This is a genomic window from Pedobacter sp. CAN_A7 (genome assembly GCF_015752175.1).
GTDB lineage: Bacteria > Bacteroidota > Bacteroidia > Sphingobacteriales > Sphingobacteriaceae > Pedobacter.
Map to the genome: position 1 here is coordinate 322,933 of NZ_JADOUW010000001.1, position 17,037 is coordinate 339,969.

The window sequence follows — 17,037 nt, forward strand, 5'->3', positions numbered from 1 at the left end:
AATTTTTACAACTAAGTTTGGAAAGCATGAAGATACAAATAATTAACGGGCCAAATTTAAACCTTTTAGGCATTAGGGAGCCAGGAATCTATGGAAATAAAAGTTTTGATGATTATTTCGAAGAATTGGTGCAAAAATACCAGGAGCAGGAGTTAAGTTATTTTCAAAGTAATGTAGAAGGGGAGCTGATTAATAAAATTCATGAGGTAGGTTTCACTTACGATGGGATCATTATTAATGCCGGCGGTTATACGCATACCTCTGTGGCTTTGGCTGATGCCATTGCTGGTGTAAATACCCCGGTAATTGAAGTTCACATTTCTAACATTTATGCCCGCGAAGAATACCGACATGTATCGCTAACCGGTAAAAACTGTAAAGGTGTACTCACCGGTTTTGGTATGGACGGTTACAGACTCGCTATAGAGAGTCTGTTAAATGGTTAAAACTCTTTATCTTCTTGATGAAGTAATTGTAAACAATGCTGGATTGCAAAACACCTTTATGTTGATAATAAGGGAGTTGCACAGTCGTTCTTTTACGGTTTGTTTCTTTTAATCGTTTAAAAAAATCTATGTGTGCCTTAGAAACGGCCCAGGCAAACTTTGTTTCGCCTTTGATCAGGAAATGGATTAATGCCGCAAAGTCTATAAAAAATCGAATAAAGATCATTTGGAAAACCTCAGCTTTTGGGAGGTTCTTTTGCATGATAACCAGGTTGTTTCTAAAATTCAGGAATGTTTTAAAAGGGTTGGTTGCATTTAATGATCCACCACCTACATGGTATACCTCAGCATCCGGACAAAACATCACTTTATAACCCTTATTTTTTAAGCGCCAGCATAAATCTATTTCTTCCATGTGTGCAAAAAGATCACCATCTAATCCGCCCACTGCTTTCCATGCTGTGCTTTTAATAAATAAAGCTGCACCACTGGCCCAAAATACTTCTTTAACATCATCATATTGCGCCAAATCTTTTTCAACGGCATCAAATATCCTTCCGCGACAAAATGGAAAAGCATACTTATCCAGGAAGCCACCGGCTGCCCCGGCATATTCATATTGCGTTTTATCCAGCTGCCATTTAATTTTAGGCTGCGCAGCGGCTATTTGTTCGTCAGTCTCCATCAGATTGATCACGGGTGTAATCCAGTCTTGCGGTACTTCCACATCCGAATTTAAAAGCACGTAATAATCGGCAGTCACCTGTGCCAACACCCTGTTGTAACCTTCAGCAAAGCCGTAGTTACGCTTATTTTGCAACACCGTTATTAAGGGGTAGGTTGTTTTAACAAATTCTACGGAACCATCATTGGAACAATTGTCGCCAACAACAATTTGCAGGTTGGGATAATTAGAGTTAACCACACTTGGCAGGAACTGTTGTAACAAACGTTTACCATTCCAGTTTAAAATGACAACAGCTACACTAGGCTTCATAAGTTACGTTTTCTGGTTTATGTTTCCATCGCCTGTGGCTCCATAACCAATACGGGGGCGCAGCGTTAATATGGTCTTCCAGCAATTTAAATTGCGCTGTGGTAATTTCATGCTCACTGGATAACGAAGGATTTTCGATGATAGGTACACATTCAACTTCGTAAAATCCTCTTTTCACCACACTTACCCGCAGGTAATAAACGGGCCTGTTGGTTTGCATGGCTATTTTTTCTGGTCCGGTGAACACAGGAGTGGTTTGGTGTAAAAATGTTAACCAGTGATTTGACGGTTCCCTAACCGGCGTTTGATCAGATGCAAAACAAAAAACCGTTGGCTTTTTTCTGGAAACCGCTATTGTTCTTAAGGTTTGTTTCATGGCTATTGGGGTATTGCCAAATCGCGCACGCATGTTATAAAACCAGGAATCAAATAGCTTATTGTTTAAAGGTTTGTAGATGACATATTTCGTCTCTGACAAGTTTAACCCGAAAGCCAACATGCCCCATTCCCAGTTACCATAGTGTGCAGAACAAGCAATAACGCTTTCTCCACGCTGCAAACGATCTTCAATAAGGTGGAGGTTTGTAAATTTATACCTTTTGTGTAGCTCTTTTTTAGAAATCAGTGGCATTTTAATGATTTCGAAAATAAGGTCACTCAAATAGCGATAGTAGGTCTTTTCTATATTTAATATGTCGGGCATAGCCTTTTCCGGAAAAGAATTAAGCAGATTTTCTCTAACCACTTTTCTACGGTAGCCAACCAGATGATACAATATATAATAGGTAATGGTAGAAAATGTATAAAGAACGGGTAAAGGAAGCAGGGCTAAGCTGTATAAAAAAAATATTCCAATATAAGAAAACCCCTTTTTTATCATTAATTTGGCGATTTAAGAATGCAAACATAGTTAACAAATGCAAAGTCCCGCAATTTTTCCTCTTTTTTATCTTCCTCCGGTGAGTTATTTATCCGCGCTACAGGCTCATGATTTTAACTTTGTCTTAGAAGCGCATGAGCATTTTCCAAAACAAACTTTTCGGAACAGGACCAGCATTTGTTCACCAAATGGTCCTTTAGATTTGTATATCCCTGTGGTGAAGGGCGCAAAGATGCATACCCTGGTTAAAGATGTTAAAATCAGTTATGATTTTAAATGGCAGCGGCTCCATTGGTTAAGTTTACAAAACTGCTATCGCAATTCTGCCTATTTTGAATACTATGAGGACGAGCTTGCCCCGTTTTATGAAAAAAAGGATGAATTCCTTTACGATTATAACCAGGAACTTTTTGAATGGGTATTAAAGAAGCTTAAAAAACCGACGGAACTCCAATTTACGCCAGAATATTTCAAAGATGCCGGACTGGCTGCAGATTTTAGGGACCGGAGTAATTTTAAACATCCGGAACTAGATTTCCCAGCGAAACCTTATTTTCAGGTATTTGAGGATCGTAATGGTTTTATGCCTAATTTGAGTATTGTAGACTTACTTTTTAGTCAGGGTCCACAGGCAAAAAACCACCTTTAGTCAAATGGGCAAAGAACCAAAAAAAGGCAAAAAGAAAAAGCACCATAATGTACCGATTGCGGGCAGCAGCCCAGGATTGGTATACATTGATGAAAGTGCGCTTCCATCGGTCATTACCTTGCATAGTTATCATGCAGGGCATTACCTATGTCAAAAAATTGAAAGTCTCTCAGGACTGAAGGCGCATTTGTCAGATCCGCAAAACACCTATTGGATTGATGTAAAGGGTTTAAAATCAGAGGCCTTATTTGAGGTACTGCTACTTGAGTTTGATATCCATAAACTGGTTCTGGAAGATATTACCCGAACCAGCGAACGCCCAAAATATGAGGAGTATGATGGTTACGACTTCGCAATCAGCAGGATGTTATATGTGGATGAAGAAAATGGCTTAGGTAATGAGCAGGTATCTTATATTTTAATGAAAAATGTACTCTTCACTTTTCAGGAAGGTCACATTAATGGCATGGATCCGGTTAGGGCACGCTTAAAAGCCGGAAAAGGCAACATTAGGACCGCAGGTAGCAGTTACCTGATGTATGCCGTTATGGATGTGGTAATCGATAAATATTTTTTTATGCTGAATACCTGGGGAGATGAACTTGACCGCATTGATGATGAGCTTATAGAGAAACCCGACCGCTCTTTAGTTTTCGTCATCCAGGGAATAAAACGTAACCTGATCAGTGTGAGAAGAGTGGCCTGGGCGGAACGTGATAAATTAAATGACATTCTGCGGTCTGATAGTCCTTTTATTACCGATCAAACAAAAATGTTTACCAAGGATGCTTATGACCATAGTATTCAAATCATAGAGATGGTAGAGTCGCTGAAAGAAATATGCATTAGTAACATGGATATGTACCTTTCCCTGATTAGTAACCGGATGAATCAAATCATGAAAGTGCTTACTATCATTTCCTCCATCTTTATTCCATTAACTTTTATCGCAGGTATATACGGTATGAATTTTGCGAAACAAGACCCGGTAACCGGAAAAGACTTGCCAGACAATATGCCCGAATTATATACCGAACATGGTTACCTCTATACGATGGCTGTAATGGCCCTTATTGCTTTAGTACAAGTTTTCTACTTCTGGCGGAAAGGGTGGTTTAAATAATATGCAATCTTTCGACTTAGACAAAACCGACGTCCTAAAAATCAGGTCGGCCTTAAACGGCGATGATGAGCATTTAAAAGTGCTTTTAGGGGCCTATCATGCCTCTGAAATTGCTATTTTATTTGAAAGCATCCAGCAGGACGACCGCGAAAGAATTATCAATTTACTGCCTGTTGAGGTGGCTTCTGAAGTGATTTCAGAGATGCATGAAGAAGCGCATCCTGAAGAATTACTGTTGCTTTTACATCCGGAAAAGCGAACAGAAATTGTAGAAGAGCTTGATTATGATGATGCTACCGATATTATCTCCCAATTAGATGCACATGAGCAGCGGGAGATTCTGGAGGACTTAAATGAGGATGACGCATCGAACATTAGGAACCTCTTAAGTTACGCTGAAGATACGGCAGGTGGTTTAATGAACACAGAGTTTATTAAAATCAACCTGAACCTGAATAAGCAGGATGCCATAGTGGAGCTCATCAGGCAAAGTGAAGACATTGAAGAGTTTTACACCATATTTGTTGTAGACGATCATAACGTCTTTCATGGTATCGTATCTCTGAAAGATATTATTAAAGCGAAGGGTAATGTTAAAATTACAGCCCTGGTGAAGGCAGAAGTAGCCTGGGTTTATCCTGATACAGACCAGGAAGAAGTAGCCAGGTTAATTTCTCAATATAACCTGACCAGTATTCCGGTTGTTGACCGTGATATGCATTTATTAGGCCGTGTAACCTTTGATGATGTTATTGATGTTATTGAAGATGAAAATACAGAGGATATTTTAAAAATCTCCGGCGTTTCGGAAGATGAGGAATTAAGCGGTAATTGGGTAGAAGCGGTGAAATCACGACTACCATGGCTGATTATTAATCTCGGTACGGCATTTCTAGCCTCGGCCGTGGTACGATACTTTGAACCCACCTTAGCTAAAATTGCTATTTTAACTGCCTATATGACTATTATTGCGGGTATGGGTGGAAATGCAGCTACTCAAGCACTTGCAGTTACGGTAAGGAGGATTTCTTTATATGATTTAACCGATCAGCAAGCTTATAGAACCGTACTGAAAGAATTTACTGTGGGATTAATCAATGGGGCGGTAACAGGATTAATTGTGTTGGTGGTCGCCTTATTCTTCGATAGTAATCCCTTATTAGGGGTGGTTATTTTCCTTGCGATGACAGGTAACCTGGTTGTTGCAGGGGTAACAGGAGCGGGGATCCCCTTAATCTTAAAACGTGTGGGCATTGACCCTGCTATTGCTTCGTCCATTATCATTACAACCTTCACTGATGTTTTTGGGTTTTTCCTTTTACTTGGCCTGGCTAGTAAATTATTATTATAAAATTTTTTGTTATTTGTTACGCTAAAATTATTCATAAAAAAAGGCAAAGCATCACTGCTTTGCCTTTTTTTTATAGCCTATATTATTTATTTATAGTGCAGTAACCTTTGATTCAATATTGCCTCTGGTCGCTTTAGAGTACGGGCAGGCACGATGCGCTTTATCAGCTAAGGCTTGTGCTTCTTCTGTAGAAATACCTGGAATATGAACATCTAATTCAGCAGATAATACAAATGCATTTCCATCCTGATTAAACGATACGTGTACCGTAACGTTAGCTTCAGATACATCAACACCATCATTCTTAGCTACGGCACTTAATGCACCCAGGTAACATGGTCCCCATGCTGCAGCAAATAATTGTTCGGGATTTGTGCCGCCTCCCTGACCGCCCATTTCTCTGGGTTTTACCACATCAAATTCAATCTGACCATCACTAGATTTAATATGTCCGTCTCTACCGCCTGTTGCGGTTACTGAAGCTGTATATAGTTTTTCCATTATATGTTATATTTTAGGTACAACAAATGGGGCTATTGATAGTTTTATATTTTTATCCTTTCAGTCAGCTTATAGATATCGTAGGCCACCTTTTGGATCAGGCTCAGCAGCTCCGTAACCAATTCACCATCTCCATCTGGTTCATTGTTTTCAGTTTTTAACCTGATGAGCGGAACATTACTGATCTCCTCTTTATGTGTAACTAAATTATCATTAGACAGGTTGATCAGGTAAAGTGTGTTGTTAATGACAGGATTAAACTCTTGGAAATCTTTAAAAGCCATACCGTGTTCCTTATGGTATAAGGAAAGGGTGGCTACATACGAGGAGAGTAAATGGTTTAGCGCTGTAAACTGATGCATTTCCTTCATGAGCACCTGTTTGCTTTTAGGTTCAGAAAACATCCGTTGAAACAAGGATGTCAGATTGGATGACGTCACGTATACTTCCTTACGGGCAAGTTTGTAGTCTGTTAGGTTTTCGTTATTTTCAAAATAGAGCTGCGTAACTTTTTTGAAATAGGTGGCATTAGCTGATAATGTCGCCATCATCGCTTCTTTTAGTTTCTCATGTTCCCAATTAGGAAACAAGGAATAACTTGCAAACAGAGCAATTCCAGATCCAATTAAGGTGTCAATGATGCGCTCACTAGCCATACTAAGGCTTCCCATCCCCAGGAAATTGAAAAGGATTAATATATAGGGCGTCATGAAAAGAACGCTTACTACGTAATTTAAACGCTGGAAACTGTAACATCCAATCATGCAGATGAGGAGGACCACAAACAAAGCGTTTTTGTCATGTATATAAGTTAAAACCGCTACACCAACCAGGGCACCAACCACCGTCCCTATAATACGGTGATAGTTTCGTTGTTTAGTCAGACTAAAACCCGGTTTGGAGATCACCAGGATGGTCAATAGTATCCAATAACTGTGAGAAAATGGGAGTGCTTTTGAGACCACAAAGCCAATAAACATCACAATGGCCACCCTAAGGGAATGCCTGAATATTGAGGATTTAAATGTCAAATTCTCAAGCATCAATTTAAAATCGATAGTTTGATGGGAAATAAATTTGTCGGTATCAATCTTTCCGGTCACCAGGTTTTTCTTTTCCTTTTTATTGAAATAACCATTTATAGTAACTACCCTGGATAAAATATTCTCAATATTAACCTCAATATTCTTTAAGGCTAAGATGCCTAAGGTGTTATACTTTCTAGCTTCGCTATCTGCCTCAAACGCTGTAATTCTTGATTTTAGGCTGGCCACTTCCGCAATCAACTGCTTAGGCAGGAGAGGAGTACCTCCAGTTTTTAAGGCAAAAGCCAGGTTATCCAATTCATCAGCAATTTGGTTGATGACAATCTCATAATGTTTAAGAATTCCTGAAGAATCAAATTGCTCATGTAAACGCCTGTAATTATAATAAGTAGACATAATTTGTTCGAACAAATCGACCATATCTACAAAAACGAGCAGTAAAAACCGTCCTTCTGGTGTGGAATCACGAATAATTTCACGGGTTTTAAACAAAACTTCTCTAACCGCATCTTGTTTTTCATGCACATGCACTTGTAGTTGCAATAATTTGGCATAGTTCGCATCGTAGTCTACATTTTCACGGTAAAACGTAGCTTTAGCGCGTAGAAATGACGAAACCTCATAGATGGATTCACTCAGGTTTTGCTGGGCCAGCCGATATGGCCTAAGTCTATAGATGAAATAACTCAATATGGTGTACCAGGTGCCGCCAGCCAGAATTAAAACTGCATGCAAGGAAACTTCCTGCCAAGGGCGAACATCATCAACACTGAGTACAATGACCAACAGCGCCGCTGTCCCAATGGCACCAGCACGCATGCCGTAAACCGAAAACATGGAAAATATAAAACACCCAAGCGGCAGTAATATGCCAATGAAATATAGATTTTGATTCGTTAATCCAACCAGAAAAGAAAGCACGAAAATCAATACGGTCGTAAAGATCATTGCATTTCTACGGTGTACAATGGGTCCCGGCGAATCCACAACACTTACGCAAAGCGCACCCAACGACAAGGCCATTCCTAATGTCAACAAGCCAAATTGAGCAAGAATCAGTGACGGACACAATACGCCAATGGTTATTCGTATACCTTCAGCGAAATATGTACCTAATAAAAAATCTTGAATGCTTCGAAGCGGCTTATGAAACATGTGGGTTCAGAGAAAACAGGATAATTGATGAGTAGTTGAGATTTTCAAAGGCCAGTAAATAAAAAATTATTTAGTCGCCATAATTAATATTATGTTAAGTATGATCCAAAATATCATAGTTGAACAGTCCTATTTTAGAATTCTTCCAATTTACGCTTCAGTTCCTGTACTTTATCTAATCTGTTTTTCCTGGTATTGATATCAATGAGTAACTGTGCTGTTCCTTTGTCATTAGGATTGATTTCATAAGCTTGTAACAACGTGAGCTCCGCGCGGTTAATATTAGCTGTATAGGTAGCCGTCCGCTCCGTTGAATCAGTCAGTTTAAGTGAAGAATTAGCCATGTCTACATAAGCGATGCCCAATTGATACAAAGCATCAAAGTAATTCTGGTCCAGGTCAAGTGCTTTTTTATAGGACAATTCAGCGGTGGTGTTTTTGTCTTTTTGCTGGTGTAAATACCCATACAAGAAATAAAGCAGTTTATTTTGGTTGTCTACATTTAAAGTTTTATCGATCGCTTTAATCGCTTTATCGTATTTCTCGCTGTCAATCAACAAGTTAATGTAATCGTTATTAATGAATGTATTATATGGGTTTTTAATTAATCCTTCTTCCAAAGCTTGGATAGCCAGGTCATTTTCAAACTTTGAGGTATAGATACTGGCAACGGATTGAAATAAAGTCGGGTTACCGGCACCGTTGTCTTTTGCTCTTTTATAGTAGTAAAGTGCATGATCATAATCATTAATACTTTGGGCGCTTAAACCCGTGTTAATGGCTAGTGTAGTGTCGGTTGGGAAATAGTCACTTACTTCCTTCAGCAGGTTAAAAGCGACCTTAAACTCGTTATTTTTGAATGCTGTATTGGCTTTTTCCTGTTTCCTAAGTACCAGGTTATAGTTTGCTGCAGCAATTAATGAGTTGTTGTTCTCAAAACGGTCCAGTTTTTCTGCGGTATCTAAGGCCAACACGGCTTCATTATAATATTTATCAGCATTGGATTCATTTTCATCGATCAGCGAGATGTAAGAACTGAGGTAAGCTTTAATGGCCCAGGTCTCCGGCCAATTCTTTGTTCTCCTATCCTTTTGGGCATTTTCAACAGCTTTAATCCCCTCTCCAATTACCTTTAACTGGTCCGTTTCATTCTTGCCATCAACAATGGCTGCCTGAAGTTTACCCACCGTATTTTGGGCTATTTTCATTTGGCTTTTCTGACTAAAAGCCTGGAAGGAAATAAATAAGGTGGCGACAAATATAATAAAGGATCTATGTTTCATCAGGTTCTGTTTTAAGGCAAAAATATACAAAAAAAAAGAGGGATAAAACTTATCCCTCTTTTTTAAACTATCATTCTGTGATTTATGGTGTTAAAGCTTTCAATTTAGCACTCACTTCATCATACTTTGCAGTATCATTTTTAAAGGCATAAATCCTTTTCAAGGCTTCTAAAGCAGAAGCAGATTTCGGATCAAGTTCAGCTGCTTTTAAATAGAAAGGTAATGCTTTGTCTAACAAACCAGCCATTTTGGTGCTGATTGCATTTCCTTCTTTTACATTTTTCGGATCAAGCTTGTTTTTTTGACCTTGAAGCTCTACTGCCTGAAGGTAATAAACATCACCTTTTAGGTACTGATAAACAGAGTTAGTCGGCTCTTTTGCGATTAACTTGTCTAACATCTCTTCAGATTTAGCAATATCACCTTTGTTAATGTATAATTGCGCTTCTGTTTGAATGAAACTCATTTCATCAGGAAACTTTGCTGAAGCTTCTTTCAAAACTTCCATAGCAGCTACCGTATCTTTCACTTCAGCCAGGTTCAGGTTAATCACCTCTAAATACAAATCTTTTGCATTTGGAGCGTTAAAGCTGATCACCTTTTTAAAGTTTCTAATCGTTTCCGGATGGTTTTTAAGGTTCCTCGCCATGATACCAGCATTTAAGTACATGGCTGTATCATTAGGGTTTTTCTCTGTCACTTCATTGAAGTATTTCAATGCAGAAGCGAAATCCTGTTTGTTGTAAGCTGTGAAAGCCCTTACTTTTAATGCATTGTTAAGGTTTAACTCTGCAGTAGCCAGGTTTTCTTTTTCATCACCTTTGGTATCCAATTGTTTTGTTTTAGCAATAGCTTCTTCAGCTAATTTCTGATTGGCAATTGAATTTTCCACGTTTACCGTATCAGACACCGCAATAGCCGATGCAAATAAAGCGCGGTAAGACCATGCTTCTGGCAAATCTTTAGATTTTTCATGTGCAATCGCAGCATCGGTGCGTTTCAAACCAGCGTTTAAAGCTGCCAAAGATTTATCAAGCGGCTGATTTGCGCTAAGAAGCTGGAACATGCCCCACTCCTTTTTTGCTGCTGCAACCTCACTTTTTTGTGCATGAGCAAGGGTGCCTGCTCCTATTAATAGTATGCTAAAAAGTACTTTTTTCATTTTCTATGATTTTGTTTATACTTATTTATTAATTGTTTTCTTCTTCGTCTTCGGCTTCCCCATCTTCTGCGGTCTCTTCAGCATCATCCGCTTTTTCGTCTTCAACAGATGGCTCTGCACCTGCTTCCAAAACTTCTGCGTCAGCAGTTTCAGCATCTACTAAAACGGATTCATCTATTTCTTCGTCATCCTCATGGTCAATTCTGGCTACAGATGCAATGGCGTCATTTCCTTTTAAATTAATCAAACGGACACCTTGTGTTGCTCTACCCATCACCCTTAAACCACTCACCACAATTCTGATTACGATGCCTGATTTATTGATAATCATCAAATCATCAGCGTCAGTAACGTTCTTAATCGCGATTAAATCACCCGTTTTCTCCGTAATGCTAATGGTTTTAACACCCTTACCACCTCTGTTAGTAACGCGATAATCGTCGATATCCGTACGTTTACCATATCCTTTTTCAGAAACCACTAAAATAGTTGCCTCTGCATTATCTACAGCAATCATACCAACAACTTCATCTTTGTCATGTGCTAAGGTAACACCTCTCACACCTGTGGCCGTTCTACCCATTGGTCTAACCGTTGATTCGTTGAAGCGAATCGCACGTCCTGAACGTAAGGCCATTACAATTTCACTGTTACCACTGGTTAAGCTGGCTTCTAATAACTGATCACCTTCATTAATGTTAATCGCATTGATACCATTTACTCTTGGACGAGAATAAGCTTCTAAAGAGGTCTTTTTAATTGTACCTTTTTTAGTACACATGATGATGAAGTTATTCTCCAGGTAATCCTGGTCTTTCAAGTTCTTCACCTTGATATAGGCCTTAATCTTCTCTTCTTTAGGAATATTGATAATGTTCTGTATTGCTCTTCCTTTACTTAGTCTAGAACCTTCAGGAATTTCATAAACCCTTAACCAGAAACAACGACCGCTTTCTGTGAAGAAAAGCATGTAATTATGGTTAGAAGCGATCAATAAATGTTCAATAAAGTCCTCACTTCTAGAATCACTTCCTTTAGAACCTTTACCACCTCTGGCTTGTGTTCTGTACTCTGTAGCAGGCGTACGTTTAATATAACCTTCACGAGAAATGGTAATCACTACGTCCTCATCTTCGATGAAGTCTTCCATGCTCATGTCTTCAGCAGAGTGAACGATTTGTGTTCTACGTTCGTCACCATACTTAGTCATCATTTCATTCAACTCATCCTTAATGATCTGCATTCTTAGACCTTCATCATTTAAGATCGATTGCAGGTATTCGATGGTTTTCATTAATTCTTCGTATTCTTCTTTAATTTTATCGCGTTCCAGACCAGTTAAACGACGTAAAGTCATATCTAAAATGGCACGTGCCTGAAGATCACTTAAGTTAAACTGGTCCATTAAACCAGTTCTGGCTTCTTCCGGAGTATTGGAAGCACGGATTAATTTAATCACCTCATCAATATGATCAAGGGCAATTAATAAACCTTCCAGAATGTGTGCTCTTTTTTGTGCTTCGTTTAATTCAAACTTGGTACGGCGAACCACCACTTCATGTCTGTGGTCAACAAAATGCCTGATCAGGTCTTTCAAGTTTAACATTTCTGGTCTTCCTTTAACCAGGGCAATGTTATTTACACTAAAAGAAGTCTGTAATGCCGTTTGTTTAAACAGGTTATTAAGAACGATAGCCGCATTGGCATCACGTTTAATTTCATAAACGATACGGATACCATCTTTATTCGACTCATCTTTAATGTTCGAAATACCATCAATTTTCTTCTCCCCAACCAATTCGGCGGTACGTTCAATCATCATGGCCTTGTTTACCTGGTAAGGTATTTCGGTAACAATAATGGTTTCCCGTTCTTTATGTGTTTCAATTTCCGCTTTCGCACGCATCACAATACGGCCTCTGCCAGTTTCGAATGCATCCTGAACGCCAGAATAACCATAAATAATTGCTCCTGTAGGAAAATCAGGTGCTTTTATAAACTTCATTAATTCTGGTATGGTGATTTCGGTATTTTCAATATAAGCAATGGTACCATTAATAACCTCGGTAATGTTATGTGGTGGCATATTTGTAGCCATACCCACTGCAATACCCGATGCACCATTAATTAATAAGTTTGGAACTTTTGACGGTAATACGGTTGGTTCCTGTAAGGAATCATCGAAGTTTAATTGGAAATCAACAGTATCTTTATTGATGTCGGCAAGCATATCTTCCGCAATCTTTTGAAATCTTGCTTCCGTATAACGCATTGCTGCAGGTGAATCACCATCAATTGAACCAAAGTTTCCCTGGCCTTCTACCATTAAATAACGCAAACTCCATTCTTGCGCCATCCTGACCATGGTTAGGTATACGGACGAATCACCATGGGGGTGATACTTACCGAGCACCTCTCCAACGATACGTGCTGATTTTTTATAAGGTCTATTGTTTGCTAATCCCAGATCAAGCATACCATATAACACCCGGCGGTGTACAGGTTTTAAGCCGTCACGTACATCAGGTAAAGCTCTTGAAACTATAACAGACATCGAATAATCGATATAAGCAGACTTCATCTGCTCGTCTATATTAATTTTAATAATCTTGTCGTTTTCCTGATTTTCTAAATCTTCTGCCATAAATTAAATGTTCGTATAAAAACGATATAAATAAGGTATTGTTATAACCTTGCGAATTTAAGAAAATAATGCTGTTTAACCCCAAAAAATGTTAAACCCAGTTAATTCCTTTGATAAGTTTACTGGTGGTCTCTGCTTCTGGCGTATTTTCTTTTGGTTGAAAATTATAAATCCATTTGGCAAGCGGAGGCAAACTCATTAATATCGATTCTATACGTCCATTGGTTTCCAGTCCAAACTTTGTTCCTGAATCATAAACCAGGTTAAATTCAGCGTAGCGGCTTCGGCGTAGGTATTGCCACTCCTGATGTTCAGGGGTATATTCCGTATCTCTGTTACGGTCAATCAGTTCAGTATAGATGGGGGCAAATGTGCGGCCAAGGGCCAGCGAGAAGTCTAAAATTTGCTGGTAATCCATTTGGGTGTTATTAGGCCTTAACCGGTCATAGAAAACACCGCCAATACCTCTGGTTTCAGCGCGGTGTTTGATGAAAAAGTAGTCATCAGCCTGTTTTTTAAATTTAGGATAGAAATCAGGATTAAATTCATCACAAGTATTTTTCAGCAGGTGATGAAAATAGCGGGCATCCGTGTCAATCACATAATGCGGGGTCAAATCAATTCCTCCACCAAACCACCTGGTTTGTTCATCCATTTCAAAATACCTAATGTTCATATGGATGATGGGTACAAAAGGATTTTTAGGGTGCAACACTATGGAAACCCCTGTAGCAAAAAACTCCTGGCTTTCTACTTTAAATGCTTTCCGCACAGATTCTGGAAGAACACCATGTACGGCAGAAAAGTTAACTCCACCTTTTTCAATTACATTACCTTCCTGGAACACCCTGGTGCGGCCACCGCCACCACCTTCACGTTCCCATAACTCTTCCTCAAATCTGGAACCGCCATCGGCTGTTTCCAACGCCTCACAAATCTCGTCCTGTATTATCTTATATGCTTCGGCAACTTGTTCTTTGAAAATCATAATTCAAAGTTAACCCTAAACTTTGCCTTCGTTCTTAATAATTAGAGATAGTACAATTGTTTGACAGTACAAAAAAAGCCACCCCTTTTGGATAGCTTTTTTTTGCTGTACATTACATAGTTTGCCTTGTGGTGGTGTCTGGTGGCATGGTCGTTTTGGTCGTGTCCATCGTACTGGTCGTTTTACTGGTGGTGGTAGTGTCTGTTGTCGGGGTGTTCATTGTTGAATCCATCGCCGTACTATCCCTGGTATCAGAAGCATTACGGGTAGAATTGCATGCTGTAGTGGCAATAACAAATGAACCGACTACAGCAAGACTTAGAAATGTTCTTTTCATAAGTTTTATGTCTTTAATTTAAATAGAGAACATCACATGCATTAAATAGTTTTTCAAAAATTCAATAATGTTTCTGATCTTTAAACACCATGATTGTATCTGAAACTACCCTTAAATGGGCCCTATGTTTATACCCACCGTTTTTGTTCCAAAGGATATGGATAAAGAGATTTCACCCCGGTTTCAGGGGCGTAGACGTGAAAATTAACAAGAGTTTATTTAATAAAAATTACAACGGTTCTATTTATGGCGGCACCATTTACGGCGCTACAGATCCATTTTATGCCCTTCTGTTCGACCAGTTATTGCAAAGGAAAGGCTATAAAAACCGGGTCTGGTTAAAAAGCGCTTCCATTCAATACCTTAAACCTGGGCGCGGTGATTTGTTTTTTACGGTAGTGATCACCGACCAGATGTTAGCTGAGGCCGTAGAAGCCTTAACCCTAACCGGCAAATTTGTAAAAGCTTACCCCATGGAAATTACAGACAAATCTGGTGAGGTATGTGCAACGGTAACCAATGAGGTTTATGTAAGAAACCTGCACCATGGAGAAAAACAGGTTGTAGCCTATTAATATCATGACTTAGTGCAAATGGCGATGAATATCAGAAAGATAATTTTGCAAGGCGAAGGAACCATGGTCGATTTTAAAACCACCATCACCAGCGTCGAAAAAATAGCACGTACACTCGTTGCCTTTGCTAATAATATGGGTGGCCAACTTTTAATTGGCGTTGCCGATGATGGCTCCATTAAAGGAGTAAAATCTGAAGATGAGGAACGTTACATGATTTCCAAATCTGCTAACCAATACTGCAAACCGGCCATAGGGCATTCCTTTGAAGAAATCAAGGTAGAAGGCAAACTGGTGTTGGTGGTGCATATCAGTGCCAGTGACACGGGGCCACATTACGCCCTTGACGAAAACAAGAACTGGGGCAAATACTTTAGGGTAAACGACAAGAGTATATTGTGTAAATAAATGTAGATTCGCCGATTATTTCAAAATATGCTACAATCGTTATATACTAAATACAAGCCTTATTATACAGATAATTTAAGATTGGCCATGCCTATTGTGGTTTCACAATTAGGCCATACCATTGTCCACATGGCCGATAGCGTCATTGTGGGTCATTTTGCAGGCACCACACAGTTAGCTGCCGTATCCCTGGTTAACAGCATATTTATGCTGGTCCTGGTTCTTGGGCTCGGTATCGCCTACGGCTTAACGCCATTAATTGCCAGAGATAATGGTCGTAAAGATTATGCTTCCTGCGGCACGTTATTAGTCAACAGTTTAATTATCAACCTGACTACAGGTATTCTGCTGTATGGCTTTGTACATTTTGGAACACTTTCCATCATCGACCACCTGGACCAGTCGCCAGAAGTAGTAGCCTATGCAAAACCTTTCCTGGCCTACCTGGGTATATCCATTATCCCCCTCATGATTTTCCAAACCTTTAAGCAATTTGCAGAAGGATTGGGTTTTACCAAACAAGCCATGTTTGTATCCATCTGGGGTAACCTGATCAATATTGTGCTGGGCGTTATCCTGGTTAAAGGGATGTTTGGCATTGCCCCAATGGGTGTTGTAGGTGTTGGCATCAGCACACTGGTTGACAGGATTCTGATGGCTTTAGTCATGGGCATTTATGTGTTCAGGTCACAACATTTCAAACCGTATCTCCAGTCCTTTAAACTCAGGCTGCTCAATTTAGCCATCGTTAAAAAGATCTTTAAAATCGGTGCTCCGGTAGCTTTACAATATGCATTTGAAATAAGTGCTTTCAGTGGCGCCGCCATATTGATTGGTACCATTGGTGCCATTGAACAAGCTGCCCATCAGGTGGCCATTAACCTGGCCGCCATCACTTATATGCTGGCAACAGGCATTGCATCAGCAGCCACCATTAAAACGGGTAACAACCTGGGTAAAGGTAGTTTCACAGACCTGCGGCGGTCGGCAGTAGCCAGTTACCATGTCATCATCATGTTTATGAGTTTAACCGCTATACTTTTTATCGTAGCCAATAACTTGTTACCATATATTTATACGGAAGACAAGGCGGTAATAGCCATTGCTGCACAATTATTAATTATAGCAGGCTTTTTCCAGTTATTTGATGGAACCCAGGTTGTAGGCCTTGGCGTCTTAAGGGGTATTGGTGATGTGAATGTACCCACATTAATCACTTTCGTTGCCTATTGGGTAGTAGGAATACCTTTAGGATACCTATTGGGAATTACTTTAGGCTGGGGTGTAAATGGCATCTGGTATGGCCTAACCGTTGGTTTGCTCAGCGCATCTATATTCCTGTTTATACGCTTTCAAAAGAAAACAAGGCATCTGGAGGAAAAAAATTAACTTAAATTATGAGTTAAGCCAAAAGAATAATAGTATAAGAAAATAAATTTTTAGAAGTTACAGCAAATTTCATTTTAATTGATAAATTTGTTGTAACCTCTTC

16 protein-coding genes are annotated in these 17,037 nt (G+C 39.4%); 7 read left to right on the forward strand and 9 right to left on the reverse strand.

Annotated features, from left to right (window positions below):
• Positions 1-26: 26 nt before the first annotated feature.
• Positions 27-446, forward strand: a complete 420-nt coding sequence (gene aroQ, locus IWX76_RS01480) for a type II 3-dehydroquinate dehydratase (RefSeq protein ID WP_196858088.1) — start codon at positions 27-29, stop codon at positions 444-446.
• Here aroQ and IWX76_RS01485 read toward each other — a convergent pair.
• Positions 421-1,443: a glycosyltransferase family 2 protein gene (locus IWX76_RS01485; RefSeq protein WP_196858089.1), complete on the reverse strand. Its 1,023-nt coding sequence runs from the start codon at positions 1,441-1,443 to the stop codon at positions 421-423. The two genes, aroQ and IWX76_RS01485, sit on opposite strands and share 26 nt — an antisense overlap.
• Complete coding sequence (locus IWX76_RS01490) at positions 1,433-2,323, reverse strand: lysophospholipid acyltransferase family protein (protein WP_196858090.1); 891 nt, start codon at positions 2,321-2,323, stop codon at positions 1,433-1,435. The genes IWX76_RS01485 and IWX76_RS01490 overlap by 11 nt, the downstream gene beginning before the upstream one ends.
• 37 nt (positions 2,324-2,360) lie before the next feature.
• Here IWX76_RS01490 and IWX76_RS01495 point away from each other — a divergent pair, with 37 nt between their 5' ends.
• From IWX76_RS01495 to mgtE, 3 genes are read left to right on the forward strand one after another with little or no spacing between them, the layout of a single operon-like run.
• Positions 2,361-2,972, forward strand: coding sequence for a WbqC family protein (locus tag IWX76_RS01495; RefSeq protein WP_196858091.1), 612 nt, complete (start codon positions 2,361-2,363; stop codon positions 2,970-2,972).
• Between the two features lie 4 nt (positions 2,973-2,976).
• Positions 2,977-4,095 carry a magnesium/cobalt transporter CorA gene (corA, locus tag IWX76_RS01500; protein WP_196858092.1) on the forward strand — a complete coding sequence of 373 codons (1,119 nt, stop codon included), beginning with the start codon at positions 2,977-2,979 and terminating at the stop codon, positions 4,093-4,095.
• A 1-nt stretch (position 4,096) separates the two neighbouring features.
• Entirely contained in the window at positions 4,097-5,446 is a 1,350-nt protein-coding gene (gene mgtE, locus IWX76_RS01505) for a magnesium transporter (RefSeq protein WP_196858093.1), read from the forward strand.
• A 90-nt stretch (positions 5,447-5,536) separates the two neighbouring features.
• On the opposite strand, the gene IWX76_RS01510 is transcribed toward mgtE, so the two are convergent.
• The 7 genes from IWX76_RS01510 to IWX76_RS01540 form a co-directional block, all read right to left on the reverse strand.
• Positions 5,537-5,947 (reverse strand): organic hydroperoxide resistance protein, encoded by a 411-nt coding sequence (locus IWX76_RS01510; RefSeq protein ID WP_196858094.1) that lies wholly within the window; start codon positions 5,945-5,947, stop codon positions 5,537-5,539.
• 44 nt (positions 5,948-5,991) lie between these two features.
• On the reverse strand, positions 5,992-8,148 hold the full coding sequence (locus tag IWX76_RS01515) for an FUSC family membrane protein (RefSeq protein WP_196858095.1): 2,157 nt from the start codon (positions 8,146-8,148) through the stop codon (positions 5,992-5,994).
• Between the two features lie 134 nt (positions 8,149-8,282).
• Positions 8,283-9,431 (reverse strand): tetratricopeptide repeat protein, encoded by a 1,149-nt coding sequence (locus IWX76_RS01520; protein WP_196858096.1) that lies wholly within the window; start codon positions 9,429-9,431, stop codon positions 8,283-8,285.
• 82 nt (positions 9,432-9,513) lie between these two features.
• On the reverse strand, positions 9,514-10,593 hold the full coding sequence (locus IWX76_RS01525; RefSeq protein WP_196858097.1) for a tetratricopeptide repeat protein: 1,080 nt from the start codon (positions 10,591-10,593) through the stop codon (positions 9,514-9,516).
• 28 nt (positions 10,594-10,621) lie between these two features.
• Positions 10,622-13,237, reverse strand: a complete 2,616-nt coding sequence (gene gyrA, locus IWX76_RS01530) for a DNA gyrase subunit A (protein ID WP_196858098.1) — start codon at positions 13,235-13,237, stop codon at positions 10,622-10,624.
• A 91-nt stretch (positions 13,238-13,328) separates the two neighbouring features.
• Entirely contained in the window at positions 13,329-14,225 is an 897-nt protein-coding gene (gene hemF / locus IWX76_RS01535; protein WP_196858099.1) for an oxygen-dependent coproporphyrinogen oxidase, read from the reverse strand.
• Between the two features lie 112 nt (positions 14,226-14,337).
• The gene (locus tag IWX76_RS01540; protein WP_196858100.1) at positions 14,338-14,562 is read right to left on the reverse strand and encodes a coproporphyrinogen III oxidase; all 225 of its coding nucleotides are present in this window, start codon (positions 14,560-14,562) and stop codon (positions 14,338-14,340) included.
• Positions 14,563-14,651: 89 nt separating this feature from the next.
• Here IWX76_RS01540 and IWX76_RS01545 point away from each other — a divergent pair, with 89 nt between their 5' ends.
• From IWX76_RS01545 to IWX76_RS01555, 3 genes are read left to right on the forward strand one after another with little or no spacing between them, the layout of a single operon-like run.
• Entirely contained in the window at positions 14,652-15,137 is a 486-nt protein-coding gene (locus tag IWX76_RS01545) for a DUF4442 domain-containing protein (RefSeq protein ID WP_196858101.1), read from the forward strand.
• Between the two features lie 24 nt (positions 15,138-15,161).
• The gene (locus tag IWX76_RS01550) at positions 15,162-15,545 is read left to right on the forward strand and encodes an AlbA family DNA-binding domain-containing protein (protein ID WP_196858102.1); all 384 of its coding nucleotides are present in this window, start codon (positions 15,162-15,164) and stop codon (positions 15,543-15,545) included.
• A gap of 27 nt (positions 15,546-15,572) precedes the next feature.
• Positions 15,573-16,934, forward strand: a complete 1,362-nt coding sequence (locus IWX76_RS01555) for an MATE family efflux transporter (RefSeq protein ID WP_196858103.1) — start codon at positions 15,573-15,575, stop codon at positions 16,932-16,934.
• Positions 16,935-17,037: the final 103 nt, after the last annotated feature.